The sequence below is a fragment of the Microbulbifer mixtoriginis (SeqCode) genome, assembly GCF_052467235.1.
The window spans coordinates 1,873,886-1,900,687 of record NZ_CP174305.1; the positions used below are offsets into that span (position 1 = coordinate 1,873,886).

A 26,802-nucleotide genomic window follows, 5' to 3' on the forward strand; every position below is an offset into this window, starting at 1 on the left:
TTGGTCCAGGTTACTGCTTCCCAGACGAAAGACCTATAAACCATTAATGACTGGCAATAAACCCAAAGGTTTGCACTGTTATAAAAATGCAGCATATATACAATAACTGCGTGTCAAAATGAATCACATGGAAGCTTTATGATCGACTTTGAAAGTTCACCCATATTCAAACTGAAGCCTATTGATATCTCCGAGGCTAGAGATGATTTCAATAAATTTTTAATTGAAGGTGAATCTATCTTCGCAGGGTTCAAAACCATTCGCGATCAGGTGGTTTTTACCAACAAAAGAATTATCGCAGCCAACGTCCAGGGAATTACCGGCTCCAAGGTCGACTACACATCACTGCCCTACAGTAAAATACAGGCGTTTTCTGTAGAAAGCTCTGGCACCTTTGACCTGGACTGTGAAATCGTGGTGTATCTCAGCGAGGTGGGAAAGGTCAAATTTGAAATCAAAGGGTCTTTTGATCTTATCCAATTTAATCAATATATCAGTATGTATGTACTGGCTTAACAATATTGAAGGACGTCACAATTTAGGCCTTCAATTTTAATGTTAAGTCGGTATATTTATGCCATCACAGATTTTATACACAAGAGAGGGAAGTTCATGTCACACATGTGGTTAGAAAGTTTGATTACCGAGAATGCACAGCAAGGGTTTGAATTGGCCATGAAACTATCCAGAATGGGAGTGAAATACACCCAACCTTCGGATGAGGTCAGAGGCAAGTTGAGAGCTTCCTACGAGGAAAACGCAGATAGCTTGATCGCCTCATCCCAGGTAGTTGCCATCAACTTTCAGACAGTAGCGGCCGCCAATAACTACTGGCGCGGTTAAGAGATTTCAGCGCTTTACATTGAATTTGAAAATTAGCTAAAAGTTCTGTAAAGCGCCTCTCCCCTTTCCTCACCATAAATATCCAGTCAAGCTTTACCTAAATAAAACCAGTCCCCTGGCTGATATTCAACAGAATTCACTATAAACATCAAGAAACACCAGCATCCCCAATTCTTCAATCTATATTGCAACTATTCTTTCTTTTGGATGCCCGTGGCAGAGAAACCTTGATCTAGACATTGGTATAGATATCGATAAAGGTAAGGCTCAATTGAGCGGATCACATTGCCATTGGTACCTATCTCCTTTTGGAATATGGAGTGGTAATAGACATGAGTGAGCAAGAAGAACGACTTGTTACGGTCTGGGAAACCCATACAGCAGCCGAGTTTGAGCTAAAGGATGCTGATGCTGCTATCGCCACTATGACCGACAACCCTGTTTTAATTCACGTCCCGGTAAACACAGGTGCAACCGGAAAGGAACCCCTGAGGAACTTCTATAGGGATATTTTTATACCGCAGATGCCGGCCGATGTTAGCCTGGAGCTACTGACTCGCACAGTAGGAAAACACAGAGTTATCGATGAGTTTATCCTGCATTTGACACACTCCCTGCGTATGGATTGGTTCGCTCCAGGTATCGAAGCCACGGGAAGGAAACTGTCTGTTCCCCATGTTGCAGTAATTGACTTTGACGGCGATAAGATCAGCTCAGAACATATCTATTGGGATCAAGCCACTGTACTTAAACAAATGGGATTTTTGGATAACCAACTGCCAATTATTGGCAAGAGTCAATGCGAGCGGCTACTGAATGCCAATGCCCAAGCTAACGAGCTCATCCCATAAAGTATAAAAGCTAATAAACGGTAATCCTTAGCAGTATTGGGCTTTCTTCTAGTGCGCTCACCTCTCTTTCGCCAGCCGGTGAGATTGACCACTCTATGCCAGCCATTGTGCTTCATTCAAATTTTTGCCCTAATGCATCTATAGAAGCTCTCTACCGCGTCAGAGTGGTATGGGCATATCAAAAGGGGAAAGATATCGCCTTTCTGGGTGCCGCCTGGCAAGGTTTTAGCCCTGGTACCTGAACAGCAACTGCATTAAGTCCCCACAATAACTCTCGAGGAAGTAAGTGTGCGAACCCTGGGCAATTTCTTATGGTTTATTCTTGGCGGAGTCTTTATGGGACTTTGCTGGTGGTTTTTTGCACTAATCGCCTTTGTCAGCATTATCGGTATTCCCTGGGGTAGGGCCTGCTTTGTAATGGGCATGTTCTCATTCTTTCCCTTTGGACGTGAGGCTATTTCACGCAAGGAGCTGACCCTAAACGAAGATATTGGGACCAGTGGACTTGGCTTGATCGGCAATATCATCTGGTTCCTATTTGCCGGAATTTGGCTGGCGATTGGTCATTTGGTACATGCTATTGCCTGCTTTGTAACCATCATTGGTATCCCTTTCGCCATTCAACACTTAAAGCTTGCAGGTATATCCTTATCACCAATTGGAAAAACGATTGTAGTGACAGAAGTAGCCCAAGCTGCAAGGATGAAAAATGCTGAGACGATAGTTTCAAGAATGAGAGGAAACATCTAGCCATTTAAGAGTAAGGCCTTTCTGATAAATGGTTTCAATGAGACAAGGTGATCAATGAACCTTTAAGCCATTAGTACCAGATAGCTTTATTTAAATAGCAGACAATAAATTTATTGATACTGCATCTCCCTGTGATTCTACAGCGTCTTACAGTGAGTGACATAACAATCGTCACTCATTTTAATGAACACAGGGAGTATAACAATGAGAAAACTTACCTTAATTTTAGCTGGTACATTTGCTTTAGCTGTCAACTCTATTGGCTACGCCGCTGAAAATCCCATAATACCAGAGCAGGACACACCAGCAGCCCAAGTAATGCTATTTGGTGTTTTTCATTTTCATAATCCTGGATTGGATTCAGTAAAGTCAGAGGTAATCAACGTACTGACCCCCAATAACCAGCGCTATTTGGAGCAACTTACTAACAAGCTTGCAGATGAGGGGCCCACCCATGTATTAATTGAATGCCCGCCGACATATCAAAAAACAATAAATCGCAAGTTCAATTCTTATAAAAATGGCAACCATGACCTCAGCGTAAATGAGAATCAACAACTGGGATTTCGTATAGCGGAAAAAGCGGGACTGGACAAGGTACTTTGTTATGACGAAAGAAATGTTCATTGGAAAGGTGCTGAACTAAGAGATTATATGACCAAAGAAACACCGGAGAGAAAAAGAACTCATGACAAACTCATAGAGAAAATCGGCAAGGATACGTCTCTCAGGCACAGCACTTTATCTTTAGGTCAATTACTGCAATTCCATAATAGCTCAAAGGAAGATCAAGATAATATGAATCTCTATATTATGGAAAATGATATAGGTGCAGGTAAAGGTTTTATTGGGGCCGATGCAGCAGCAAGCTGGTGGCACCGTAATTTTCGTATGTACGCTAATATACAGGCCAAAGCCCAGCCAGGAACTAAAGTAATTGCTATCGGTGGCTCAGGTCATACTGCTATCCTAAAGACCCTTCTAGAGGTTGACAAAAGTCGCCGGGCGTGGGATATCAATAATTACCTCTAGAATTCCTACCTGGCTTATTTATCACTAACAATTGAGAGTAATACTCATTCCAATCCATACCCTTGGATATCACACTACATATAGTGCGATATCCAAGCTTAGCAAAAAATAAACACACAAGAAATTTTAACTTTAGTTTTCCCTCCCTAATTACGTGTAAGATAGTTTATTTTCAGCTCAGGAATTACCATACAAAAACAAGATTACATCCACCTTAATAATCATACCTATGATTTTGCTATCAATATTTCTATCTAGCTTTTGGAATAAATTCTTTCTCTAGAGCACTCCGATCCCACCCTCCAGTGCTCGCTGCAGCTTCATAGGTACTCTGCAGAAAAGCCAATAATGTTTCATCTGGTGCAGTAGACTTCCTCACCTCATCATAAGGAAGGATAAATTCAGACAGCTCCTTTGAATAAAACGCAGAATCCGGACTAACCTCTTGACCCGAAAATTTATCAGATGCAGGATACGTATAAGAATAAAATGCAGCATCTTTATAACCTCCTCCGCCGGGCCAAAACCCAGCACTACTGACTTCATGAGAGTATGCCTCTTGAGCAGCCCAGTCAGGGAAATTTGGAACGCCTCCAGGATGCAGAGGTGCCTCTCTGCCAGAGAAACGTGTAACCGCTAAATCAAAACTTCCCCAGAAAAAATGTACAGGACTGCATTTCCCTATAAAACGGGAACGAAACTCTTTAAAAACTCTATCTATTTGCACTAGCGCCTGCCAAAAACGGGTTGCAAACCTTGAGTCATAATGACAATGATTCCTATCCTCTTCAAAGGGGATACCATTGGCAATCTCACTAGGTGTGGTATAGATTTCAACTGAAAGACCAAGATCCCTCATTACATTTATAACCGCCATATAGAAATCGGTAACGCACATTGGCGTTAACGGTATGATACGCCTGCCACCATCACTGACCAATATTGAAAGTTGATGCTCAAGAAGATCAAATTCAATAGAAAAAGCTCTTCCATCATAGGGGATCAGAGAGGTATTCAATCCCCTTGCTGATATATAAAAAGGCACATGCCAGGAGTGATTTGTCCAAGGTGTCTGAACCAAGCGAATCTTACCAATGATCTGTGTCCACAGATGTAATGTGGCCACTGTGTCTGACCAATCTTGAAAGTGAAGTTCAGGCCAATCTGAATTCTTAGAACGATTTGAAGGCATCTTCATATTTCACTCCGATCACTCACAACAAATAAAATAAAAGGCTACTGCCTCAGCAAAAAAATAAGCAGCATTCGGAAAAATCCACAACAGTAACATTATCGACACCAAATGATTCTCTACATGCCAACATAACTTACAAATACATTATTAGTGTCACCAAGCAAATTCCCACGCCTTTGACTTGCAAACTACACTCTTCAGTCGAGAAACTAATAAGTTAATCGCGTTACCCCAAACATACCAACTCTAAACAACTGAATACCTGTCACGCATGAGCCGCAAAAGCCATACTGTTCTATTAGTCCCCGGGATTTTTGACCGGGGTACCTCTCTGTTAAAAATGCAACGTATACTTTCTGAAGCAGGCTATAACACACATTACATTCACTTGCGTTACAACTCAGGTTGGCACGGTATGGAGCATTTATCCGCTCAATTAATGGCAAAGATGGAGAATATACTTAAGGGAGAGGAGACTTGTACGTTGATAGGATTTAGCATGGGGGGAATTGTCGCGCGCTATTACCTACAAGCCATGAGCGGTATTGATAAGGTGCATAAATTTATCTCTATTGCCTCTCCACACCATGGTAGCTATTGGGCAAATTTTCTGCCATATAAAGGAGGGAAACAGCTACGCGTGGGTAGTGACTTCTTAAAATCTTTAAACAAGTCAATACACCTCTTGGAACAAACCCAACCTGTCTCAATTTGGACTAAATACGACATCACCATAATGCCACACAGCAGTGCCCAGCTGGGAATTGGTGTATCTTATGAGGTTCCGGTTATCTTACACAGATTAATGCCAATGAGTACTAAAGTTATTTCATTGATGAAAAATGAAGTCATAACAGGTATGGAGTAAATATATTTTATGAATAGCCTCATTAAAAAATTCTAAATGCTTAATATGCCTAGCCTACTTTCACAGGCAATTAACTATGAGTAATTCAGATAAAGAGACCGCCAAGCCAGAAAGTGCCATCCAGAATTATTACCGTAAATTCGAAAGCTTTATTGCACTACTTCTCACCTTTATCATTATTGTAATTGTTATTATCGCCATTAGTCGTCTTGCCTATTCTGTATACTCCATGCTATTGATCGGCATGAAAGATCCTCTTGATCACAAAGTATTCCAGACTATTTTCGGTGAGATTATTACCTTACTGATTGCACTGGAGTTCAGCCACACCCTGCAATATGTGGTAACCAAGCAGCAGAGTATTATTCAAACTACCGTTGTAGTCTTAATTGCTATACTGGCGCTTGCGCGTAAGTTTATAATTCTGGATCTGGATAAAGTCAGTGCGGGAGAATTAATCGGGCTGGCAGCTGCAACTCTAGCACTAGGATTAACCTACCTAATACTGAAAAACAAAAGAAGTAATTACTAATTTTTACAGTATATTAGTCACTTTAAATTGGGCGAAGTGCTGATTCACCATTCGCCCAATTAAGATTGGATTTATATACTAGTTATCACTCTCACGTAATGCATGATGTAACCGCACCGGCTTTGTTTTGCGCTCTTTCTTACTACGTAGGCGCAAATTAAGCATCTCCACTGCCATCGAGAATGCCATGGCAAAATAGATATACCCCTTGGGTACATGCACATCAAAACCTTCTACCACCAGGGTAAGTCCAACCATAATCAAAAACGCCAGCGCGAGAATTTTAACCGTGGGATGACGATCGACGAAGTCACCTATTGGTTTAGCGGCTACCAGCATAACCATTACCGCAAGAACAATGGCGACAGCCATAATGGAGATTTCATCCACCAGACCTACGGCAGTAATCACAGAATCGAGTGAAAATACGATGTCGAGAATGGCAATTTGCAGAAGCACCATGCCAAAGCCGGCGGTCCCCAGTGAGGCCGAATCAGTCTCAGCACCCTCCAAGCTGTTGTGTATTTCATGTGTGGCTTTAGCGATCAGGAACAAGCCGCCTCCCACTAAAATGATATCGCGACCAGATATCTCCATTGAAAAAATACTAAACAGCGGCTCTACCAGCCCCATAATCCAGACGATGGAAAACAATAATACTAAGCGCATTACCATAGCAAGGGTCAGGCCAATAAAACGAGCCGGTTCGCGCTGATGGGGCGGAAGGCGCCCAACGAGAATAGAAATAAAAATAATATTATCGATACCCAGAACTATTTCCAGCGCTGCCAATGTAGCCAGAGCAACCCAGGCTTCCGGGCTGGCTATCCACTCGAACATAAAAATTCCTTATCCATTAATTATTCTGAAATGTTCTTCCCGTAACTAGGGGAGGCCAATATGGCACAGTCAGCGCCAAACTTTATCTTTTGTAGTCACCTGACTTCTCTACTAACTCAGTGTTCAGAAGAGAGTGTCAGGGAGTAGGCCATATTAAGCTACTCTATTCGCCTTGACGCAACCAGATCATGGCCTTATCTTCAGAATCAAATACCTTATACTCACCGCTGATAAACCAGCTCCCCACTTTACTAGCTATTTTCATCCAGCGCTTCTCAGAGATTACCGCAATCCGATTAAACTCACGGCCATGAGATAACCCTAACTTTAAATCGTCCCAAGCAGCGCGCGGCTCCCAACCCTGTAACTCCTTGGCATCCATTAGACAATCAATCTTGGGGTTTTCTACACCGGCAATAGCAGAGTTGAGCATGGGTACCATGGTCTGGTAATCCTCATGCGTCAGTTTTCCGCGAGCTCGCAGAGTCAAAAAGAAGTGATTGCCTTGTTGCTCCAAACCGATAGAAACACCGTGAGGTTGATCGCTCATAGGTCACCCTTAACTGACGTTTTCTACACAGGATAAGTTAGCTTTCAATACACACTCTAAATAAACACTTAGAAGTCGTTGCGCCAAAAATTAATGCTTTATTTTTATCAGGCTAAGAACATTACTTCTGCTTGAAGGAATACAATTTGGACACATGAAAATAGCTATTCTTCACAGGCTACCGGCCGTGATTTTCCGCATTGCCAACAATAGTCAAAGGCCGCCCCGTTCTCTTCACCACAGCTGGGGCAGGTCCAGCCTCTCTGTTCAGCTTCGGCATCCTGTAATAGCTGACAGGCCCGCTCATAATCTCGGTCTCGCTCCAACCAAAGTTCCGCCCAAGCTTGGTTCGGGGCCAGCTCTCCAGATGCACCCTGGGCAAATTCATTTTTCAGTTTGACCGCTATACCGGCAACTTCCAGGCGACTTTTAACCAGCTCCACCAGGAGGCGGTTTTCATGGGTATAAATGAGTTTCATGAGGTAAGAGGCCCTGCTCCAGAACCCCCAGAATACCCACAACCAGTAGATGAACCCAATAGATCAGCTCTATTCCTCTGTCGCAGCTGTGCAATCTACATGTCGACAATATTCTTCATGGGGGACCGTGATGATTTCCAGAACACTTTCTACGGTATTCAGTGCTGCCCGGCTATTAATAAGTACCCGCCCGGAACGACTGGCAATATATTCCAACACAGCCCTCCCCCTAGTACTTTTGTAAACCGCCAAAAGTTGCCCCTTTTCCACCGCATCGCCATGCCGGACAAATACTTCCATCCAATTGCCAATCAAACTGTGGACCTGTGTGGTGCGCATTGCCTGGGCATATATTCGCTCCACACTGACTAGCCCCGCAATTTCTCCAAACCTGGGGGCCTCCGCTGCCCGTAGAGGTGTTATTCCGCTGACAGCCAGGATAACGACAAACAGGCAGATTTTTCTCAAGCCAATTCTCCTCAAGCTGGTTTTTCCACAGACTCCAGCCCAGTTTATGGGCCATGTCGCCGAAGGCATTTTTAAAAGGCGATAACTTAGGTATAGCTGACTAAATAATTCACGCCAGATTGAATAGCTAGGTGACAGGAAAATAAAAGGAGTGATAAATAAACTAGCGAGGCAAAGAAAGAGCCACTATTTGTGGCCCTTTTGTAAATTTATGCTACTAAGATGCAGGAAGAGTGAATCTAGCTGAGATCTATCCAGGTGGATTTTAATTCACAGTACTTATCCAAGGCGTGCAGGGACTTATCCCGGCCGTTGCCCGACTGTTTAAAGCCACCAAATGGGACAGTGATATCCCCGCCAAAGTAGTTATTGACCCACACAGAGCCCGCATAGATATCGCGGGCCATACGATGGGCGCGGCCCAAGTTGTTGGTCCAGATACCCGCCGCCAGCCCGTAGATGGAATCATTGGCTATGGCGAGCGCCTCCTCCTCTGTTTCAAATTCGATCACCGACAGTACCGGGCCGAAAATCTCTTCGCGGGCGATGGTCATTTCGCCAGTCACATTGCGAAATACGGTAGGCTCGTAATAGTAGCCACCGGCCACCTCATCCACCGGCTGACCACCACATACCAGTTGCGCGCCCTGCTCCAGGCCCTTGGCCACATAGAATTCAACCGTATCGAACTGACTGCGATCGATCAGCGCACCCATTGCGGTATTGGGATCTTGTGGGTGGCCGGGCTTAAAGCGCTCAGCAGCCTTGCTTACCTTTTGAATAAACTCATCGGCGATGCTCTTTTCTACCAGCAGGCGTGAACCCGCAGTACAAGTTTCCCCCTGGTTATAGAAAATGGCCAGTGCTGCTGCATCGGCGGCCTTATCCAAGTCGGCATCAGCAAAGACAATATTCGGGCTCTTTCCACCCAACTCCAGGAAAGTACGCTTCAAGTTTGACTGACCGGAATACTCGGTGAGGGTCTTGCCTACTTCGGTGGAACCGGTGAAGGTGAGGCAGTCGATATCCATATGCAGGCCCAGCGCCTTACCCAAGCTACTACCTGGTCCCGGTAATACATTCAGTACGCCATCGGGCAGACCTGCTTTCTTGGCCAAACCAGCCAATTTAATCGCTGTCAGCGGGGTATTGGAGGCCGGCTTCAGAATCACACTATTGCCAGTGGCCAACGCCGGCCCCAACTTCCAAGCGGTGGTGGACAATGGGAAATTCCAGGGCACGATTGCCGCCACCACCCCCAGCGGCATGCGGGTTACCAGACCAAGCTCACCCGGGCCTGTAGGAGCAACTTCATCGTAGATCTTGTCGATGGCCTCACCACTCCAACGAATAGTGGTGGCTGCCCCGGGAACATCCACGGCCATGGTATCGCCAATGGGCTTACCCGCATCCAGGCTCTCCAACAGGGCAATTTCCACTAAGTGTTCTTCGATCGCTTCGGCAAATCGCACCAGAATTTTTTTGCGCTGCATCGGCGGCATTTTCGACCAGACACCGGACTCAAAAGTCTCGCGTGCCACATTGACTGCCAGATCGGCATCCTGTGGACCGCAGCTGGCGATCTGCGCCAACTCTTCACCATTGGCGGGGTTATAGGTGGCACGAGTTTCCCCAGATAGAGCATCTACATACTCGCCATTGATAAAGGCTCGGCCTTCAATCTTGAGTGAGGCCGCCAGAGCCTGCCACTCCTGCAGGTTTTGCGGGATATTATTTTCTTCTTTCATGGCACACCTCGTCTGAGACTATTAGTTTTTTCAGGTTATATCGAAAATGTGATCACAAATCAAAGGGGTTGCTGGCATCCGGCTTATTGTGGCTTGGCAAGTACATTAAGGGGCCCTAAGAGGCAGGCCCCTAAGTAGAATTACACGACCTCAGTCTCCACCTGTAACCAATCATCCTGTAACTGCATCATCAGCTTGTCGCCGTGATGCAGCTCACCGACGCCCGCTGGGGTGCCAGTCAACACCACGTCGCCGGGTTCAAGAGTAAAGTAACTGCTGATATAGGCCACCAAATCGAGTATCGGGGTGAGCATATGCTCAGTTTTACCACACTGACGTTGCTCGCCGTTTAGCCACAGCGAATAACTAAGCTTGTCCCAATCCGGCAACCAGTCCAATTTGACGAAAGAAGAAAGGGGGCAGGAATTATCAAAGCCCTTGGCCTTTTCCCAGGGGTGCCCGGCTTGCTTAAGTTGTGACTGTAAATCACGCAAAGTGAGATCCAGCGAGAGACCCAGCCCAGCAATTGCCGGGGGAACTTCTGTCGCATTGGCGTCGGTCAATTTCTTACCGATCAGCAGTGCCAACTCACCCTCGAAGTGACAGCTGCCACGTCCCGTGGGCAGGTGAATAGGTTTGGCCATTTCTACTGCCGCAGTAGCCGGTTTGATAAACAGCAACGGCTCCTCAGGTACCGGATTATTCAACTCGGCGGCGTGGTCGGCATAGTTGCGCCCCACACAGATAATCTTGCCCAGCTTGTAAGGAACTTCACTGCCACAGGTAAATTGGTGTTGGTACATAAATAAATAAGATAGTTAGGATAGGAATTTCGAATAAAGCGATATAACCAGCATGTGCTATGATCGCGCCTTCGCCTGACTTCGGCACCTCTTAGAAGTGGCAAAGCACTTTTTACATCGCGTTACCCGCACTCAGTGAAGAGATAGTTTATGGCTCCGCACAATTCCGATCAAAGAAAGTCCCTGCAAAAAGACAAGATTCGCATCCTGCTGCTGGAAGGTGTACACCAGTCGGCTATTGATCTGTTGGCCTCCCGTGGCTACACCAACGTAGAGTTTTTGAAAACTTCCCTGCCCGAAGATCAGTTGATCGAGAAGATCGCGGATGCCCACTTTATCGGTATTCGCTCCCGCACCCAGCTGACCCGCAAGGTGCTAGAAAATGCCCCAAAACTGGTTGCCGTTGGCTGTTTCTGTATCGGAACCAACCAAGTGGACCTGCAAGCGGCCACTGAGCTCGGTATTGCCGTATTTAACGCGCCTTATTCCAATACCCGCAGCGTGGCGGAGCTGATTATCGCCGAGACCATCTTCATGCTGCGCGGCATCCCAGAGAAAAATGCCGTGTGCCATCGCGGTGGCTGGCTCAAATCCGCAGTGGGCTCCTTCGAAGCCCGCGGTAAAACCCTGGGTATTATCGGTTATGGTGCTATTGGCTCGCAGGTATCAGTCATGGCAGAGGCCATCGGTATGCGGGTGAAATTTTATGATGTCATCACCAAGCTGCCGTTGGGCAACGCCAGCCAGGTAGGCTCCTTGCAGGAGTTACTGCGCGAGTCCGATGTCGTTTCCCTGCATGTACCCGAGCTGCCCTCTACCAAAATGATGATGGGTGCCGAAGAAATCGCACAAATGAAGCCTGGCGCCATACTGCTAAACGCCTCCCGTGGCACCGTGGTGAATATTGAAGCCCTGGCAGAAGCCCTCAATAGTAAGCACCTGGCCGGTGCCGCTATTGATGTATTCCCGGTAGAGCCACGCGGCAATGACGATGAATTTCTCTCCCCACTGCGCGGCATCGACAACGCCCTGCTGACTCCCCACGTGGGCGGCTCCACCATGGAAGCCCAGGAAAATATCGGCACCGAGGTGGCGGAAAAACTGGCGCACTACTCCGATAACGGTACCACCACCAGCTCTGTGAATTTCCCCGAGGTGGCACTGCCAGGACACGCTGGTACCCATCGCCTGCTGCATATCCACAAAAATGTCCCCGGTGTATTGAGTGCCATTAACCAGGTGTTCTCAGATAATGCCATCAACATCTCTGCCCAGTACCTGCAGACTAACGAGACAGTGGGTTATGTGGTGATTGATGTGGATGCGGCTTACTCGGACCTAGCGCTGGAAAAACTGAAGAATATCCCCGGCACCCTGCGCTGCCGCGTGTTGTTCTAGCTCCCTAGAAAGCCCTCTATGGACGGGTGTGCAACTCCTCTGCCACCCGTCTTTCTGCGCCCTCAGCTGATCGATAAAAGGATTGATCCACCATGGCGCTCACTTCTACAATAGCAGCTCCTATTCTGTTGGTTCAGTCCCACACGCACCCTCTCGCATGACCGGGCCCAAGCCAACATCGCATTTTCCATAGCAGGTGTTCCCTTGCGCAACAACGATACCGCCACTACCGGCTTTCTCGCCGGCGTTGCCGCCTTCCTTATTTGGGGGCTGGCCCCAATTTACTTTAATCAGCTACAAGGCATTCCCGCAGCTGAGATCCTCGCCCACCGCAGTATCTGGTCCTTCGCGCTGGCGCTGCTGATTATGTTACTGCTGGGGAAATTGCCCGATCTTATCCGCACTCTGCGCGACCACAAGAAAATGCGGGTGTTGGCCCTTACTACCGCACTGATTGGCGGTAACTGGCTGGTATTTATTTGGGCTATTAACAATGGCCACCTGCTGGAAAGTAGTCTCGGCTACTACATCAACCCATTAATCAATATTGTCCTGGGGGTTTTATTCCTAGGGGAAAAATTGCGGCGCCTACAATGGTTGGCGGTGGCGCTTGCCGCCATGGGTATTGTCCACGAACTCTGGCAGTTCGGCCGTGTGCCGGTCATCGCCCTATTCCTGGCTGGGTCTTTCGCCCTCTATGGGCTTGCGCGCAAACGTGCGCCGGTGGAAAGCCTTACCGGACTGGCCATAGAGACCCTGTATATGTTGCCGGTAGCCTTGATCTACCTGCTTTGGAGCGCCAGCCCCACCAGTAACTTATTGAATAACGGCTGGGAACTAAACAGTCTGTTGGTGCTGGCCGGCCCCGTCACACTAGTGCCACTGCTGTTATTCACTATTGCTGCGCGCAGGCTGAACTTATCCACGGTGGGATTCCTGCAGTACATCGGGCCCTCACTAATGCTGGTGGTCGCCACCCAAATGCTTGGTGAGCCATTTAGCGAGGGCAAACTCACTACCTTTATGTTTGTATGGATGGGTCTAGCGCTCTACTCAATGGATGCCCTGGCGCAAAGACGCAAACTCCATTTGCAGGGCAAGGCCTCACTTTAAGGATAAGCTTCGCCAGCCCAGTGTGTGAAAATGGCGGCTACGGATAAGGATTAAGTACCGCCATGCACCAACCCCCTCGACTTTCAATCGATAAGTTGCCGCTTGGCCGGCAGCAGTTACTTACGGTGCTAATCGCCATACTGGCTTGGACCCTGCTCCTAGGACTTTACTGGAAAGGTACTTATCCAGAACTGCTGGTGCGCACCAGCAGTTCCGCACTGGCCGCGCTGCTGTCTTACAGACTGTTGGAACATTGGCCCCAAAAGTTACCGCAATCATTACCGCGCTGGGCCCTTCAAGTTGTTGGGGTAGCTCTATCCATACCCTTGGCCTTACTGACCGTCTACATGGGCACAGCAGAAGAAGGTGGACCCTCATTTTGGCAAAACCACGACCAGCACCTGGGCTTTCTTGCCATTATGGTAACCGGTGTATTGTTTGCCCCCTGGATCGCCATGTCCGCACTATTGCGCCAGCGAGATGAAATAGTACGCGAGCAGGCCAGACAATTTGAACGTGCGCGGGGCGCACTGGAGCGGCAGGCACTGGATAGTCGCTTGCGATTGTTACAGTCCCAGGTAACGCCACACTTCCTTTTTAATACGCTCGCTAATGTGCGCGAGTTGGTGGATTCCGCCTCTCCACAGGCACCAGCACTACTGGACAGCCTGATCACCTATCTGCGTGCAACCATTCCACAGTTGGATTCAAGCCAGAGCACTCTTGGCCAAGAACTGTCCCTGGTCAAAGCTTACCTGTCCCTGATGAAAATGCGCATGCCCGATCGCCTGCATTTTTCTATCAATGCCGATGAAGAGGTTCACTCACTACCCTGCCCTTCTTTGGCCTTATTGACCCTTGTTGAAAATGCCGTTCGCCATGGCATAGATCCCAGCGAAAGCGGCGGTGAAATAAAAATACGTGTACTCCTACATAAAGGTATGTGCAGGGTAAAAGTTCAAGATACCGGGGTGGGCATGCAAGGTAAAACCAGCGGAATGGGGACAGGACTTTCAACATTGCGAGAACGTTTACGCCTTACTTTTGGGGAAACGGCTTCGCTGGAATTATCGGCCCTACAACCTCGGGGAATACTCGCAGAAATCCACTACCCTATCGCCAGGAAACAACACCTATGACACTGTGCACTGCTACCGCCCTGGTCGCCGATGATGAGCCCCTACTGCGTCAAGCCCTTATTCGCAAACTTGCCGCCCAATGGCCCGAATTGGAAGTTGTGGCGGAGGCGCGCAATGGCCGAGAAGCCATAGAGTTATTTGAACTCCACCAGCCGGATATTTGCTTTCTCGATATCCAAATGCCGGGTATTTCCGGCGTTGAGGCAGCACAGGAAATTGGCCGCCGCGCCCATTTGGTCTTTATTACCGCCTACGATCAATATGCCGTGAAGGCCTTCCAGCAAGAAGCCCTGGATTATCTGGTTAAGCCTGTGGAAAACGACCGACTAGCCAACACCGTGTCTCGTCTGCAAGAACGCCTGCAAATGACAAGCTCAGTAAAAAACAGCCTTCAGTCGTTGGAACAAATTACCGAGCAGTTTCAAAAGACGCAACCAAGCAATTATTTGCGCTGGATTAAAGCCTCTATTGGAAACACCCTGCGTTTAATCGCGGTAGAGGATATCCACTATTTACGTTCCGATGAAAAATATACGCTAATAGCCTGGAGTGAATCACATGGGAAGACATCTGAAGCACTGATTAAAACACCCCTAAAAGACCTTTCTGCCCAGCTGGACCCACAACATTTCGTACAAGTACATCGCTCAGTAGTCGTTAACTTTAAAGCCATTCAACATGTCATCCGAGACGGAGATACAGCTCAAATACATTTAAAATATTGCCAGGAAGTTTTGCCTGTCAGCAGACGCTATATGCACTTATTTAAGCAAATGTAACCAAAGCAAAGACTGGTTTTATACCTCGGTAATTAAAAGAACTTAAAAAGATAAGATCTGAAGTCTAGGGATGAACAAAATGGAAGTTTTATAGATCCGGGCTTACTCTTGGTTTATCTCCAAGATCAACGATTGGCAAAAAAATGCAGAAAGTTTTCACCAAACTTTTCCTGGCCATTCTACTCTTCTCAATTCTGTCTTCTCATTCGACAGCCAAACAACCTGAATCCCTTCGTCACTATCCTCCCTATGTGGAAGACGATGGCAAGATGCATGTTTACTTCTGTGGCACCGGAACCCCGGACCCGGCCTATCAATGGCTGCGCCACCCTGCCTGTGTAGCAATACGCAGTAGTGGAAAATTATTCCTAGTTGATGCGGGTGAAGGTACGACAGCGCGTATCGGCCAGCTGGATCTTAACTTGGCTCAAGTGGACCCTATATTTATTACTCACTGGCACTCCGATCATTTTGGGGGTCTGGCAATGGTGATTAATGAATCTTGGTTTGTAGGCGCCAGCAAACCGATCAACGTTTATGGGCCCTACGGTATTTTCAACATTATGGAGGGGATCAGGAAGAGTTTTGGACCCGATATTCTCTTTAGATCAGCAAATAGACAAGGGATACTCGATCCCGTTTTAGCTGTTGCCACTCCACACCTAATAAACATTGCCGGAGATCAATCGGAAGTTATTCAGGAAGTCTGGCACCATGGAAACACTACGGTTTCTGTCTTTGCCGTACATCATGAACCCGTATTTCCAGCATTTGGCTATGAGATACGTTTCGGTCCCTGTAAAGTGATTATCACCGGAGATACCCATGTATTCGATGGCCTGGAAAATATTGAACGTGACGCGGATTTATTAATTTCTGAAGCCCTCAGCTATGCTCAATACATTAGTAAACTCAAGCAAACGGGGAACAATCGCAGGGCACGACTTCGCTATAAAAAAGCGGATCAAATCATTCATTATCACTCTAACACCCTGGATATTGCCAAAATGGCAACTAAAGCTGGAGTAAAATCTGTAGCTTTGACTCATCTTATTCCACCCCCGGTAACGGAAGCCGATAAAAAGGAATTTATTGCCGGCATGAGCAACTATTACACGGGCCCTATCAGAGTAATGGATGACTTAGATAAAATAACACTTGAAGATAGTGGACGCGGACAATGTAGGGTGGAGTATCCATCAGACAGCAAGAACAATAAAGCAAGTAAAAAACCCACAATTAAGCAAGACATACAACATAAGCAATCAACAGAAAATAGCGGCTCTAAACTCTAACCTGAAAATCATATGGAAACTCCTTATGAAGTCTCTTCAAACTATGATTCTTGTATCTGCTTGCCTAACACTTCCCTTAAGTGCTAAGGGAGAGGCAGATATTGGTGGTGTAACGTTCGAAAAATTAGTGGCTTCAAGCAAAGACTGGGAGGGGCATAAACTCCCTGAAATGAAACCGGGTCAACAAGAGCTAACTATTGTTCGCGTAAAAATCCCCCCAGGAAAGCAAATGCCAGTACACAAACATCCTGTTTTAAACGGTGTGTATATTGAGAAAGGCACGTTGACTATTGTTCTTCCTGGACAAAAAGAAACACTAACTCTCGGAGAGGGAAAAGCTTTTATTGAGGTCACCAATAAATGGCATTATGGTCGCAACGATGGTAGTGAACCAGTAACTATCATTCTTTTCTACTCTGGCCCTGAAGGGGAACCAACAACCATTTTCAAAAATCCAGAAGAAAAAATAAATTAAGGCAACATAAAAAATAAAATTTAATGGCTACTCACATTAGCCTGTCTCGTTAGCGCACCAAGAATCGCCAGCACACTTAAGGCTGGCGATTCTATCAAATCAGAAACTTTACCCCACCCGATGTAAGGCACAAATTTTATTTCCTGCAGGATCACGCAAATAGGCAATATACAATTTGCCAGCTACACCCTCACGTATTCCAGGAGGATCTTCACAAGCAACCCCGCCATTAGCAAGACCTGCTTGATGCCAAGCATCAGCTTCTTCAGTACTCTTTGCACTAAAACCTATAGTACCGCCATTGGCATGAGAAGCTACTTCCCCATCAATAGGCTTGGAAATAGCAAAGACACCGGTTTTAGTGAAGTAAAAGCAGCGACCTTTTTCATCAATAACACCTGGCTCATACCCCAGAGCACCTAAAACAGCATCATAAAATGCTTTAGACCGCTGAACATCATTAGCACCAACCATGATATGACTAAACATTACACCCTCCTATTCAATAGTAAATGACAAGACAACCTGTAAGGTTATCTAGGTAGTAATAACTGAGTTCCTCTTACTCCACGTCTTCTCCAGTATGACTATCATCTACCCCGACTAAAAATTGGTCAACACTTTATCGCTGCATACTGCCATTCAACGCTCTCATTCAGCATTCCGTCAATCTCCAGATAGCAACACTAATAGCCTAAACATAAACTCTCGAACAAAAGGAGGCATAGAGGATAAATATTAATCAACTATCAGAAGATGAAGTTTAGATTAAATGCTAGAGGGGAAAAGTCGATATCAGCTGTTATAGGCAACATGAAATCATATAGGGCAAGCGAAGACGAAGAATATGTGGGCTAATCTGAAAACACAATGTTAATGGCACCATCTAATAATATCCTTATTGCATGATAATGCTCTATGTATAGGACTCAAATAACGTTTTTTAGGAAAACAAAATGACTCAAATAAAGTATGCCAAGAATTGAAACCAACTCAAGTAAAGAAGCAGTCGTACATAAAGTCTAGAGGACATCATGAGTAACAAAAAAGAAACACGAAAAACCACAGTCAGTTTATCTGAACCTTATGTAAATGTGAAAATTAAAATATCTGCTTTGTGGGCATCAGTATTATTTTGTTATATTTATGGAGATTTCTTTGGACTGTTCAAGATAGGAAAAATTGAGAGAATTATAGAGGGATTTGGCCCATTCGGTGCAGTTACTCAAGGTTCACTGCTTTCAGTGGCGATAATAGTATCAATACCATGCATTATGGTTGCACTAACCTTAATGCTAAAGCCGAAGATTTGCCAATGGCTTAATATAATTGTTGCCACAATATTTATTATATTCTTGGGTGCCACAATGCTCATGTCATCATGGTACTTCTATTTTTATCTAGGCTTTATTGAAATCACTCTTAAGTTAGTAATTATTTGGCTGGCTTGGCAGTGGCCTAAAGAAGAACATTATAATAAGCAGAATAATCAATAAGAACGCAAGATAGAAAATATAATTCCACCTCAAACTTTTCATACCTTGATTTCAACATGCTTGACCTGGACACATCGATCCAGGTCAAGTAGGCAGAACCTTCATACAATCGCCATCAACAAGCACTTTAACTATCACCAATATAGTTGCTTTTCTCAAAAATAGGGTATTTCTTCAACCTTATATTTCACTTCAGATATTATAGGCCTTACTAAATTTTTTAGCGCAACTCCAAAAAAATTACTTTCTAAAAATTAACAACTCATTCAATTTTTTTCAGAATTAAAATACATCTACAACGGGCCTTTCTGTTTAAGCCACAAGATCCCAACAACAATCCATCATAATTTTTCAGCCATGGAATAGTGTCAGTAGACTGCCGACACCGCACAGAATTGTAAATACTTATGATTTTTCCTTAAGAGCTGAAATAAAGTACATATTACTTGAGAAAGAAATTCGCCTCTCTCGACTCTTTCCCCCTCAATCATTTTCTTACCCTTGTTCACCTCCCTAATTAGCGGAGAAATCCTTTGGTAAGAATCTCCCTCTCACTTTGAAAAACATGAAACATGTGATGAAAGGCTCAATCAATAGAATTACCGAGCCCAATAAAGCCTCTCAAATTAATAATATGAGAAGATCAGAGGAAAATTAGCATAGATAAAATTGGGGAATGAGAGGCCTTTTAGCCTATCTATTTAACCAGTCATCCATAGCAGCCAGTATCTGATGCCTATAGGGCTGGGTTTCATTGATCATTTGGTGGCGGGCACCGCGAATTAATACTCGGTGGCAATGCGGAAAACGATCGCGAATTGCGCGCATATCATAGCGCCAATCCACCGTGCCATCACCGGTGCCCTGTACCACCAAGATCTTGCGTGGATTGCGTGCGCTTTTGGGGAAAGTCTTGATCCAATCCACCATGGCGCCGAGCCAACACATGGAAATTACCCTGGATTGCAGGGGGTCGCGCAGGGCCTGGCGCCGGGAGAATTCGGCATCGTGGGTATTAATCGTGAACTCTCGACTGGGTTCACTAATAAACAAGCGTCCAAGATAGTACTTCCATTTCACCAGAAGCCAATTGGCCGGGCGCACCAGAGGAGCCAACAGAAAAACCTTATCTAGTGGCTGTCTACGACTGTATTGCAAGTGCGCTAATAAGGCAGCACCACCAGTACTTTGCCCCAGGGCGTGCCAAGGCTTGGGTAGTTTCCCTTCGGCAACCGATAAAAGACGATCAAATACCTGGCGGTATTGCAGGAAAGTCTGAATAGCCACCCGCTCGCCGCTGGAGAGTCCGTGACCAGGAAAATCGAAAATCACCACATTGAGATTGCGCTCGAGGCCAAAACGAATCGCTGGTCCATAAATACCGGTATGATCGAAATAACCATGGCAGATAAACAAGGTACCGCGTGGTTTTTCAACCAGCCAATATTGGGACACCAGCTCAAAGCCCGCCGCAGTAAAAGTGCCGACACCGGTTTTATAGGAGAGAGGAAAATGTAAGTCGTAAAAATTTCGGTAATCTTGCATCTCAGTCAGCAACGGTGCCGTATCATTGGCAAAGTCCAGCTGCGGCAGCTTTTGCCGCAAAGCCGAGTAGTCCGGGCGCTGAATTACCGGGCTACTTTCGTAGGTGTTGATGTCTTGCAAGGTTTCCATTGAACCAATGGTACTGCATTTTCACTGGGTGGGAAGAGACAGGCTGAGTGAATAATGACTTAAATATGAAAAAGGCGGACACAATGTCCGCCTTTCTTCACTGCAAAATAAGTAAGCGCTTACTTGATTTGCGGTTCCAAGTCGCCAGCGGCATAACGCTCACTCATGGCATCGAGGCTGAGCGGACGAATCTTGCTGGCCTGACCGGCGGTACCGAAGGCTTCGTAACGCGCAACACAAATTTCCTTCATAGCTTGCATAGCAGCCTTGTAGAATTTGCGTGGATCAAATTCTGACGGGTTCTCGGCCAGGAAACGACGGGTGGCGCCGGTGGAGGCGAGACGCAGGTCAGTATCAATATTGACCTTACGCACACCGTGCTTGATGCCTTCGCAAATCTGCTCTACCGGCACACCGTAAGTTTCGGGGATTTCACCACCGAACTCATTGATTACCGCCAGCCACTCCTGAGGCACAGAGGAAGAACCGTGCATCACCAAGTGGGTGCCTGGGATACGCGCGTGGATTTCCTTGATACGATCAATAGCAAGGATGTCACCAGTAGGCGGGCGGGTAAATTTATAGGCACCGTGGCTGGTACCACAGGCGATTGCCAGGGCATCCACCTTAGTTTTTTGTACAAAGTCCGCAGCCTCTTCCGGGTCGGTCAGCAGCTGATCATGGGATAGCTTGCCCTCAGCACCAACACCGTCCTCTTCACCGGCCATACCGGTTTCCAGGGAACCCAGGCAACCCAGTTCACCCTCAACAGAAACACCACAGGCGTGCGCCATATCTACTGCGCGCTGAGTAACATCAACGTTGTATTCGTAGGAAGCCGGGGTTTTGCCGTCCTCACGCAGGGAGCCGTCCATCATCACGGAGCTGAAACCCAGTTGGATAGAACGCTGGCACACTGCCGGACTGGTGCCGTGGTCCTGGTGCATTACCACTGGAATTTCCGGGAATTCCTCAATGGCGGCCAGGATCAGATGACGCAGGAAGGGCGCACCGGCGTATTTACGCGCACCGGCGGAGGCCTGCACGATTACTGGAGAGTCGGTTTCCTTGGCCGCCTCCATAATCGCGCGCATCTGTTCCAAATTGTTTACGTTGAAGGCCGGTACGCCGTAACCATGCTCGGCAGCGTGGTCCAGCAATTGGCGTAGGCTGATAAGAGCCATATTAAATTCCTTTCTCGTCTACTCGTCGTATTTGTAATTTTTTGCTTTTATTGCCTTCCACATTTAAGAGGAGGGCATTATTGGGTACTCAGTCTTCGCCGCGGGACTCCAGGATGGCTACCGCGGGCAGCTTCTTGCCTTCAACATATTCCAAGAAGGCACCACCGCCCGTGGAAATATAAGATACCTTATCGGCAATACCATATTTATCCACAGCCGCAAGGGTGTCGCCGCCGCCGGCAATAGAAAAGGCATCACTATCGGCAATGGCCTTAGACAGATGTTCAGTGCCAGCGCCAAACTGATCGAATTCGAATACGCCTACAGGGCCATTCCAGATAATGGTTTTCGCGCCCTTAAGAATCTCCGCCAGCATTGCAGAAGATTGTGGACCAATATCAAAAATCATATCGTCTTCAGCCACAGCATCGGCGGCCTTGGTTTCCGCTACAGCTGCTTCGCTGAATTCCTTACCGGTCACAACATCAACGGGCACAGGAATATCGCACTTCTGCATCAAACTTTTGGCGGTATCCACCAAGTCGTGCTCACAGAGAGACTTGCCCACCGGCTTGCCGCTAGCGGCGAGGAAAGTATTGGCGATACCACCACCCACAATCAGCTGGTCTACTTTATCCGCCAGACTCTCCAATACGGTGAGCTTGGTAGACACTTTAGAACCACCCACAATCGCAACCAATGGACGGGCTGGCTCAGCCAGTGCCTTCTCCAGAGCATCGAGTTCGGCTGCTAGTAATGGACCGGCGCAAGCGACTGGAGCAAACTTGGCCACACCGTGTGTGGAAGCCTGAGCGCGGTGCGCAGTGCCAAAGGCATCCATTACAAAAATATCGCAGAGTGACGCGTAAGCTTTAGCCAGCTCTTCGCTGTCTTTTTTCTCGCCGGCATTGAAACGCACGTTCTCCAGCAACGCCACATCGCCCTCAGCCAGCTCGACGCCATCGCGCCACTCTTTGATCAGGGCCACTTCGCGACCGAGTAGTTCACTTAAATGCGCAGCTACCGGAGCCAGGGAGAATTCATCCGCATACTCCCCCTCTGTAGGACGGCCCAAGTGGGACATCAGCAGTACTTTGGCACCAGCATCAATGGCGGCCTGGATAGTGGGAAGCGCCGCGCGAATACGGGCGTCAGAAGTTACCCGACCATCTTTCACCGGTACATTCAAGTCCTCGCGAATTAGTAGGCGCTTACCCGCAAGCTCCAGATCTGTCATCAATTTGACCGCCATTCGCCAATCCTCTTCTACTTCGATTAACTGAAAATGTGGGCGCGGAGTATATCAACTGCGCCGCACCACTGCCGACAGTTAAACAAGGAAAAACATGGCAGTTTTAATGTCAGAGCCAGAAAAGATCGAAATTCACTCTAAGCCTGTTTGGCAGAAGCACCTGTAGACACCTAATGCCAAACTTATAGCCGCGCTCATATAAACTCCTAACTCCATACGCGAGCTAGGTATTTGGCAGAGAAGCTGCACGAAAGACTCAACTAGAACCTATGGCTTGAGAGATCCAGCCTCATCCTTACGACTCGTGTTCTCTTGCCTCTCTGCTCTGTAACCCATTGATGCAAAAGTTCTTTTCGCTGAAAAGCCACGCCGCTAGAATCGCCGACCCCATCGAATAAGCACTACTACACAAGACCCGGCGTATACCACGGTAGCGGCGGGGCACATATGGAGATTTCTTACCTATGGAACAATCCGACAGCGATATAGTCTTTCAAAGTTACGGACGCTGCTGCAACAATGAGGAATTCTTTAAGGACTTTTACGATCGCTTTATGGGCAGCTCCGCGGATATTCGCAATCTGTTTGCCAATACAGATATGAAGGCCCAGCGGCATTTGTTGCGTAACGGCATTATGCAATTAGTGCTTTACTCCCGTGGTATGTCTGACACCAAACTGCGCGCCCTGGGTAAAAGCCACGACCGCACTGGCTATAATATTCGCCCAGAATGGTACCGCCTGTGGCTGGATGCCCTGATAGCCACCCTACGCCAACATGACAGTGCGTTCTCCCCTGAGATCGAAGCGGCATGGAACCGTGCCATCACACCAGGAATCGATATCATTCGCCAAGCCTACTAAGTCATTAGGCTTTTTATTGGGAGCCACCTACACGTAAAGCAGCGTATTTGCCAGGTGCTCCCTCGCCCGCTATAAGAACTCAGTAATAAAGCTCAATTCATCGTGCATCAATATAGGTCTACAGCAGACCCACTAACTCTTTAGATCGTATTGCACAGGTAACTCCTCCATGAACTAGTGTCGTATTCATGGAGAAAGCAGCAAACAATTAGCCAATCTGTTTTCAGAAAAAATTTTATAATAAGAAACTCATAAGAGACTCAGCGTTAATTGCCTGCCACTCAAAAGCGCCCCCAATACCGATTATTAGGATTATTCGACAAGGAAATACTATGAAAATTGTACGAAAGTACAGTGTACCCCTGACACTGATTCTGGCTATATCTGCCTGCGGAAAAGCACCAGAAAATAATAATCACGAACAAAACTCTCTCAGCTCAGCATTAACCTCCACAGCAAGTGCCACAGCTCCGCTTTCCATCAATTTCGAGAAATTTACCCTGCCGAATGGCCTGCGCGTTATCGTTCATGAAGATCGCAAAGCTCCCATTGTTTCCGTGGGAGTCTGGTATCACGTTGGTTCCAAGGATGAAAAACCTGGGCGCACAGGCTTTGCCCATTTATTTGAGCACTTGATGTTCAGCGGCTCAGAAAATTACAACGACGAGTATTTCAAACCTTTTGAGCAGGCCGGTGCCACAGGAATGAACGGCACTACCTGGCTAGACCGTACCAATTACTTTGAAACTGTACCGACCAACGCACTGGACATGGCCCTTTGGATGGAATCCGATCGAATGGGCCACTTACTGGGAGTGATTACCCAGGAAAAGCTCGATGAGCAACGCGGGGTGGTACAGAATGAAAAGCGCCAAGGGCAAAACCAACCCTACGGCAAAGTTTGGGAGCGTATGCAAAAAGCGATCTTTCCCGCCAATCATCCCTACTCCTGGACCACCATTGGCTCGATGGAAGACCTCAATGCCGCAACCCTTGAGGATGTGCATGAATGGTTCAAACAATACTATGGTGCAGCTAATACCGTATTGGTCCTAGCTGGCGATATCGACGTGGAAACGGCCAAGGCTAAAGTGAGCCACTACTTTGGCGATATCCCCGCCGGCCCTCCCCTAATAAAGAAAAAGGCCTGGATTGCAAAACGGGATCAATCCAGCCGCGAGCAAATGTTCGACCGCGTAGCCCAGCCCCGCCTGTATAAAGTCTGGAATACCCCCAACCTCACCCACGAAGACGCCAATGCTATTGCTCTAGCCGCAGCAGTGCTCGGTGACGGCAAGAATTCACGCCTGTATAAGCGTCTGGTTTACAAGGACCAAATCGCCACCAATATCAGCGTGGGCCTGCATGAATTCGAACTCTCCTCCATCTTCCCTATTACCGCAGACGTCAAGCCCGGTGTAGCGCCTGCTAAGGTGGAGGCCGCCATTGAGGAAGAGCTGGAGAAATTCCTTGCCGAAGGACCAACCGAGGAGGAGCTGGCCAGGGTAAATATGAGCGAATACGCCTCAATGGTGCGCAGCCTCGAGCAAGTCGGAGGCTGGAGCGGTAAAGGGGTACTCCTTGCCCGTGGCGAGCTCTATAAAAACAGCCCCAATGCCTATCTGGATGCACTGAGTGAGAAACAAAAAATCACCCCACAAAAGGTTCGTGAAGCTGCACAGAAATGGCTGTCCAGTGGTGATTACAATCTTGAGGTTCTGCCCTTCCCCGAATACAAAGCAACCAAAAGCGGGGCTGACCGCAGCAAACTACCTGAGACGGGCAATTTCCCCAGTGTACCCTTCCCCAAGTTACAAACAGCCGAGCTTTCTAACGGACTTAAAGTAGTCCTGGCTGAACGAAACTCTGTACCTGTCGTGGATCTACGCCTGCAGTTTGATGCCGGATATGCCGCAGATCAAGGCAACAAATTGGGCACATCCAGCTATGCGATGTCCATGCTGAAAGAGGGCACCAGCAAACTGGATGCACTGCAGATCAGTGCGAGAGAGGAAATACTGGGTGCTCATATTGGCGCAGGAGCCGACATCGACACTTCTACCGTGCGCCTCAATGCCTTGAAAACCAACTTAGATGACTCCCTAGCTCTATTTGCCGACATTGTTATGCACCCGGCTTTCTCAGAAGAGGAAATTGAACGTAAACGGTCGCGCTGGATCGCTGCTATTCAACAAGAAAAAACTCGTCCAGTACAAATGGCGTTACGCAGCTTACCGCCATTACTTTATGGAGAGGGCCATGCCTACGGCGTACCATTTACCGGTTCCGGTACAGAGACTTCTATAGAGTCATTAAATCGTGATGACTTGGTGGACTACCATAAAACTTGGCTGCGCCCAGACAATGCCACCCTAGTTGCCGTTGGTGATATCACCCTCGAGGTATTAACACAGAAATTGGAACAGCATTTTGCCGATTGGAGCGCACCAGAAAGTCCCCGGCCCCAGAAAAACCTTACACGAGTAGCACATCCTCAAAAAGCCAGTGTCTATCTAATTAACAAGCCTGACGCAGAACAAAGTATTATTATTGGCGGCTTGCTGGCGCCCTCCGAAAAGATTGCTGAGCGCGATGCGATGCATATGATGAATGATATTTTTGGCGGCACATTCACCGCTCGCCTAAATATGAACCTGCGCGAAGATAAGCATTGGGCTTATGGGGCTTATTCCTTTTTAACGGGAGCGAAAGGCCAGCAGCCATTAATGATCTATGCACCGGTACAAACAGATAAAACCAGAGAATCCCTGCTAGAACTGCAGACTGAGTTGCGCAGTTATATCAGCAACAAACCAGCTCAGGAAGAGGAGTTGCAAAAAGTAAAAAATAAAAGTGTCAATGAGTTACCAGGCAGCTTTGAAACCATTAAAGCTGTTTCCAGTGCAGTTTCGAGCATAATCACTTATGACCGCCCTCTGGATTATATGGATAGCTATGCAGAAAAAATCCGCAATGTAAACCTTCAGGTAATACACAAATTGGCCCAGGACACTATTAAGCCAGATCAGTTTATCTGGGTGATTGTTGGTGATAAAAGCAAAATAGAAAACGGTATTCTTGAACTTAACATTGGTCAGATTATTGAAATCGACACCAATGGCAATCCGATAGAAAAAACAACCCTGAACTAGCCCCCTAATACTGACCAGGCACA

Annotated in this window: 27 protein-coding genes; 16 read left to right on the top strand and 11 right to left on the bottom strand. The window is 47.0% G+C overall.

Annotated elements, in window-relative coordinates:
- The first annotated feature begins 138 nt into the window (after positions 1-138).
- The 5 genes from ACJJIO_RS08155 (at position 139) to ACJJIO_RS08175 (ending at position 3,476) form a co-directional block, all read left to right on the top strand.
- Entirely contained in the window at positions 139-516 is a 378-nt protein-coding gene (locus ACJJIO_RS08155; protein ID WP_444910697.1) for a PH domain-containing protein, read from the top strand.
- Positions 517-612: 96 nt separating this feature from the next.
- On the top strand, positions 613-843 hold the full coding sequence (locus ACJJIO_RS08160) for a hexameric tyrosine-coordinated heme protein (protein ID WP_152455425.1): 231 nt from the start codon (positions 613-615) through the stop codon (positions 841-843).
- A gap of 332 nt (positions 844-1,175) precedes the next feature.
- The gene (locus ACJJIO_RS08165; RefSeq protein WP_444910698.1) at positions 1,176-1,694 is read left to right on the top strand and encodes a nuclear transport factor 2 family protein; all 519 of its coding nucleotides are present in this window, start codon (positions 1,176-1,178) and stop codon (positions 1,692-1,694) included.
- A gap of 288 nt (positions 1,695-1,982) precedes the next feature.
- Complete coding sequence (locus ACJJIO_RS08170) at positions 1,983-2,444, top strand: YccF domain-containing protein (protein ID WP_444910699.1); 462 nt, start codon at positions 1,983-1,985, stop codon at positions 2,442-2,444.
- Positions 2,445-2,648: 204 nt separating this feature from the next.
- Entirely contained in the window at positions 2,649-3,476 is an 828-nt protein-coding gene (locus tag ACJJIO_RS08175) for a DUF5694 domain-containing protein (RefSeq protein ID WP_444910700.1), read from the top strand.
- A 250-nt stretch (positions 3,477-3,726) separates the two neighbouring features.
- Here ACJJIO_RS08175 and ACJJIO_RS08180 read toward each other — a convergent pair whose 3' ends face one another.
- Positions 3,727-4,674, bottom strand: coding sequence for a DUF5996 family protein (locus tag ACJJIO_RS08180; protein ID WP_444910701.1), 948 nt, complete (start codon positions 4,672-4,674; stop codon positions 3,727-3,729).
- 268 nt (positions 4,675-4,942) lie between these two features.
- On the opposite strand from ACJJIO_RS08180, the gene ACJJIO_RS08185 reads away from it, so the two are divergent.
- Both ACJJIO_RS08185 and ACJJIO_RS08190 read left to right on the top strand, forming a co-directional pair.
- Entirely contained in the window at positions 4,943-5,539 is a 597-nt protein-coding gene (locus tag ACJJIO_RS08185) for an esterase/lipase family protein (RefSeq protein WP_252083637.1), read from the top strand.
- A 76-nt stretch (positions 5,540-5,615) separates the two neighbouring features.
- Positions 5,616-6,071, top strand: a complete 456-nt coding sequence (locus ACJJIO_RS08190) for a phosphate-starvation-inducible PsiE family protein (RefSeq protein WP_444883029.1) — start codon at positions 5,616-5,618, stop codon at positions 6,069-6,071.
- 78 nt (positions 6,072-6,149) lie between these two features.
- Here the strand turns inward: ACJJIO_RS08190 and ACJJIO_RS08195 are convergent, their stop codons facing one another.
- The 6 genes from ACJJIO_RS08195 to ACJJIO_RS08220 all read right to left on the bottom strand — a co-directional run bounded on the left by ACJJIO_RS08195 (position 6,150) and on the right by ACJJIO_RS08220 (position 10,959).
- A complete protein-coding gene (locus tag ACJJIO_RS08195; protein WP_444910702.1) occupies positions 6,150-6,911 on the bottom strand; it encodes a TerC family protein in 762 nt (253 codons plus the stop codon).
- Between the two features lie 163 nt (positions 6,912-7,074).
- The gene (locus ACJJIO_RS08200) at positions 7,075-7,461 is read right to left on the bottom strand and encodes a SpoIIAA family protein (RefSeq protein WP_444899614.1); all 387 of its coding nucleotides are present in this window, start codon (positions 7,459-7,461) and stop codon (positions 7,075-7,077) included.
- 164 nt (positions 7,462-7,625) lie between these two features.
- Entirely contained in the window at positions 7,626-7,940 is a 315-nt protein-coding gene (locus ACJJIO_RS08205; protein ID WP_252083641.1) for a putative signal transducing protein, read from the bottom strand.
- Between the two features lie 69 nt (positions 7,941-8,009).
- A complete protein-coding gene (locus ACJJIO_RS08210; RefSeq protein WP_252083642.1) occupies positions 8,010-8,408 on the bottom strand; it encodes a biotin/lipoyl attachment domain-containing protein in 399 nt (132 codons plus the stop codon).
- Positions 8,409-8,647: 239 nt separating this feature from the next.
- Positions 8,648-10,156, bottom strand: coding sequence for an aldehyde dehydrogenase (locus ACJJIO_RS08215; protein WP_444910703.1), 1,509 nt, complete (start codon positions 10,154-10,156; stop codon positions 8,648-8,650).
- A gap of 140 nt (positions 10,157-10,296) precedes the next feature.
- Positions 10,297-10,959 (bottom strand): fumarylacetoacetate hydrolase family protein, encoded by a 663-nt coding sequence (locus ACJJIO_RS08220; RefSeq protein ID WP_444903337.1) that lies wholly within the window; start codon positions 10,957-10,959, stop codon positions 10,297-10,299.
- A 150-nt stretch (positions 10,960-11,109) separates the two neighbouring features.
- Between ACJJIO_RS08220 and serA the strand changes: the two genes are divergently transcribed.
- The 6 genes from serA (at position 11,110) to ACJJIO_RS08250 (ending at position 17,158) form a co-directional block, all read left to right on the top strand.
- Positions 11,110-12,357, top strand: a complete 1,248-nt coding sequence (serA, locus tag ACJJIO_RS08225) for a phosphoglycerate dehydrogenase (RefSeq protein ID WP_444910704.1) — start codon at positions 11,110-11,112, stop codon at positions 12,355-12,357.
- 204 nt (positions 12,358-12,561) lie between these two features.
- Positions 12,562-13,470, top strand: a complete 909-nt coding sequence (gene rarD, locus ACJJIO_RS08230; RefSeq protein ID WP_444883034.1) for an EamA family transporter RarD — start codon at positions 12,562-12,564, stop codon at positions 13,468-13,470.
- 62 nt (positions 13,471-13,532) lie between these two features.
- Positions 13,533-14,609 carry a sensor histidine kinase gene (locus ACJJIO_RS08235; RefSeq protein ID WP_444910705.1) on the top strand — a complete coding sequence of 359 codons (1,077 nt, stop codon included), beginning with the start codon at positions 13,533-13,535 and terminating at the stop codon, positions 14,607-14,609.
- The gene (locus ACJJIO_RS08240; protein ID WP_252083648.1) at positions 14,606-15,388 is read left to right on the top strand and encodes a LytR/AlgR family response regulator transcription factor; all 783 of its coding nucleotides are present in this window, start codon (positions 14,606-14,608) and stop codon (positions 15,386-15,388) included. The genes ACJJIO_RS08235 and ACJJIO_RS08240 overlap by 4 nt, the downstream gene beginning before the upstream one ends.
- Positions 15,389-15,531: 143 nt before the next feature.
- On the top strand, positions 15,532-16,683 hold the full coding sequence (locus ACJJIO_RS08245; protein ID WP_444910706.1) for an MBL fold metallo-hydrolase: 1,152 nt from the start codon (positions 15,532-15,534) through the stop codon (positions 16,681-16,683).
- Positions 16,684-16,708: 25 nt separating this feature from the next.
- Positions 16,709-17,158 carry a cupin domain-containing protein gene (locus ACJJIO_RS08250; RefSeq protein WP_252083650.1) on the top strand — a complete coding sequence of 150 codons (450 nt, stop codon included), beginning with the start codon at positions 16,709-16,711 and terminating at the stop codon, positions 17,156-17,158.
- A gap of 108 nt (positions 17,159-17,266) precedes the next feature.
- Here ACJJIO_RS08250 and ACJJIO_RS08255 read toward each other — a convergent pair whose 3' ends face one another.
- Positions 17,267-17,647 (bottom strand): VOC family protein, encoded by a 381-nt coding sequence (locus ACJJIO_RS08255; RefSeq protein ID WP_252083651.1) that lies wholly within the window; start codon positions 17,645-17,647, stop codon positions 17,267-17,269.
- A 545-nt stretch (positions 17,648-18,192) separates the two neighbouring features.
- Between ACJJIO_RS08255 and ACJJIO_RS08260 the strand changes: the two genes are divergently transcribed.
- Positions 18,193-18,654, top strand: coding sequence for a DUF6326 family protein (locus tag ACJJIO_RS08260; RefSeq protein WP_444910707.1), 462 nt, complete (start codon positions 18,193-18,195; stop codon positions 18,652-18,654).
- 693 nt (positions 18,655-19,347) lie between these two features.
- Here the strand turns inward: ACJJIO_RS08260 and ACJJIO_RS08265 are convergent.
- The 3 genes from ACJJIO_RS08265 to ACJJIO_RS08275 all read right to left on the bottom strand — a co-directional run bounded on the left by ACJJIO_RS08265 (position 19,348) and on the right by ACJJIO_RS08275 (position 22,764).
- On the bottom strand, positions 19,348-20,328 hold the full coding sequence (locus tag ACJJIO_RS08265) for an alpha/beta hydrolase (RefSeq protein ID WP_444887433.1): 981 nt from the start codon (positions 20,326-20,328) through the stop codon (positions 19,348-19,350).
- Positions 20,329-20,447: 119 nt separating this feature from the next.
- The gene (gene fba, locus ACJJIO_RS08270; protein ID WP_252083654.1) at positions 20,448-21,512 is read right to left on the bottom strand and encodes a class II fructose-bisphosphate aldolase; all 1,065 of its coding nucleotides are present in this window, start codon (positions 21,510-21,512) and stop codon (positions 20,448-20,450) included.
- Between the two features lie 88 nt (positions 21,513-21,600).
- A complete protein-coding gene (locus tag ACJJIO_RS08275) occupies positions 21,601-22,764 on the bottom strand; it encodes a phosphoglycerate kinase (RefSeq protein ID WP_444889171.1) in 1,164 nt (387 codons plus the stop codon).
- 464 nt (positions 22,765-23,228) lie between these two features.
- Between ACJJIO_RS08275 and ACJJIO_RS08280 the strand changes: the two genes are divergently transcribed.
- Both ACJJIO_RS08280 and ACJJIO_RS08285 read left to right on the top strand, forming a co-directional pair.
- Positions 23,229-23,627 (top strand): globin, encoded by a 399-nt coding sequence (locus ACJJIO_RS08280; protein WP_252083656.1) that lies wholly within the window; start codon positions 23,229-23,231, stop codon positions 23,625-23,627.
- Between the two features lie 332 nt (positions 23,628-23,959).
- Positions 23,960-26,779: a M16 family metallopeptidase gene (locus ACJJIO_RS08285; RefSeq protein ID WP_444910708.1), complete on the top strand. Its 2,820-nt coding sequence runs from the start codon at positions 23,960-23,962 to the stop codon at positions 26,777-26,779.
- The last annotated feature ends 23 nt before the right edge of the window (positions 26,780-26,802 follow it).

What these genes read in the sequence shown, in the direction of transcription:
- ACJJIO_RS08155 (WP_444910697.1), top strand. Translation starts at nt 139, where the DNA reads ATGATCGACTTTGAAAGTTCACCCATATTCAAACTGAAGCCTATTGAT.
- ACJJIO_RS08160 (WP_152455425.1), top strand. Translation starts at nt 613, where the DNA reads ATGTCACACATGTGGTTAGAAAGTTTGATTACCGAGAATGCACAGCAA.
- ACJJIO_RS08165 (WP_444910698.1), top strand. Translation starts at nt 1,176, where the DNA reads ATGAGTGAGCAAGAAGAACGACTTGTTACGGTCTGGGAAACCCATACA.
- ACJJIO_RS08175 (WP_444910700.1), top strand. Translation starts at nt 2,649, where the DNA reads ATGAGAAAACTTACCTTAATTTTAGCTGGTACATTTGCTTTAGCTGTC.
- ACJJIO_RS08180 (WP_444910701.1), bottom strand. Translation starts at nt 4,674, where the DNA reads ATGAAGATGCCTTCAAATCGTTCTAAGAATTCAGATTGGCCTGAACTT.
- ACJJIO_RS08185 (WP_252083637.1), top strand. Translation starts at nt 4,943, where the DNA reads ATGAGCCGCAAAAGCCATACTGTTCTATTAGTCCCCGGGATTTTTGAC.
- ACJJIO_RS08190 (WP_444883029.1), top strand. Translation starts at nt 5,616, where the DNA reads ATGAGTAATTCAGATAAAGAGACCGCCAAGCCAGAAAGTGCCATCCAG.
- ACJJIO_RS08195 (WP_444910702.1), bottom strand. Translation starts at nt 6,911, where the DNA reads ATGTTCGAGTGGATAGCCAGCCCGGAAGCCTGGGTTGCTCTGGCTACA.
- ACJJIO_RS08200 (WP_444899614.1), bottom strand. Translation starts at nt 7,461, where the DNA reads ATGAGCGATCAACCTCACGGTGTTTCTATCGGTTTGGAGCAACAAGGC.
- ACJJIO_RS08205 (WP_252083641.1), bottom strand. Translation starts at nt 7,940, where the DNA reads ATGAAACTCATTTATACCCATGAAAACCGCCTCCTGGTGGAGCTGGTT.
- ACJJIO_RS08215 (WP_444910703.1), bottom strand. Translation starts at nt 10,156, where the DNA reads ATGAAAGAAGAAAATAATATCCCGCAAAACCTGCAGGAGTGGCAGGCT.
- ACJJIO_RS08220 (WP_444903337.1), bottom strand. Translation starts at nt 10,959, where the DNA reads ATGTACCAACACCAATTTACCTGTGGCAGTGAAGTTCCTTACAAGCTG.
- serA (WP_444910704.1), top strand. Translation starts at nt 11,110, where the DNA reads ATGGCTCCGCACAATTCCGATCAAAGAAAGTCCCTGCAAAAAGACAAG.
- ACJJIO_RS08235 (WP_444910705.1), top strand. Translation starts at nt 13,533, where the DNA reads ATGCACCAACCCCCTCGACTTTCAATCGATAAGTTGCCGCTTGGCCGG.
- ACJJIO_RS08240 (WP_252083648.1), top strand. Translation starts at nt 14,606, where the DNA reads ATGACACTGTGCACTGCTACCGCCCTGGTCGCCGATGATGAGCCCCTA.
- ACJJIO_RS08245 (WP_444910706.1), top strand. Translation starts at nt 15,532, where the DNA reads ATGCAGAAAGTTTTCACCAAACTTTTCCTGGCCATTCTACTCTTCTCA.
- ACJJIO_RS08250 (WP_252083650.1), top strand. Translation starts at nt 16,709, where the DNA reads ATGAAGTCTCTTCAAACTATGATTCTTGTATCTGCTTGCCTAACACTT.
- ACJJIO_RS08255 (WP_252083651.1), bottom strand. Translation starts at nt 17,647, where the DNA reads ATGTTTAGTCATATCATGGTTGGTGCTAATGATGTTCAGCGGTCTAAA.
- ACJJIO_RS08260 (WP_444910707.1), top strand. Translation starts at nt 18,193, where the DNA reads ATGAGTAACAAAAAAGAAACACGAAAAACCACAGTCAGTTTATCTGAA.
- ACJJIO_RS08265 (WP_444887433.1), bottom strand. Translation starts at nt 20,328, where the DNA reads ATGGAAACCTTGCAAGACATCAACACCTACGAAAGTAGCCCGGTAATT.
- fba (WP_252083654.1), bottom strand. Translation starts at nt 21,512, where the DNA reads ATGGCTCTTATCAGCCTACGCCAATTGCTGGACCACGCTGCCGAGCAT.
- ACJJIO_RS08275 (WP_444889171.1), bottom strand. Translation starts at nt 22,764, where the DNA reads ATGGCGGTCAAATTGATGACAGATCTGGAGCTTGCGGGTAAGCGCCTA.
- ACJJIO_RS08280 (WP_252083656.1), top strand. Translation starts at nt 23,229, where the DNA reads ATGGAACAATCCGACAGCGATATAGTCTTTCAAAGTTACGGACGCTGC.
- ACJJIO_RS08285 (WP_444910708.1), top strand. Translation starts at nt 23,960, where the DNA reads ATGAAAATTGTACGAAAGTACAGTGTACCCCTGACACTGATTCTGGCT.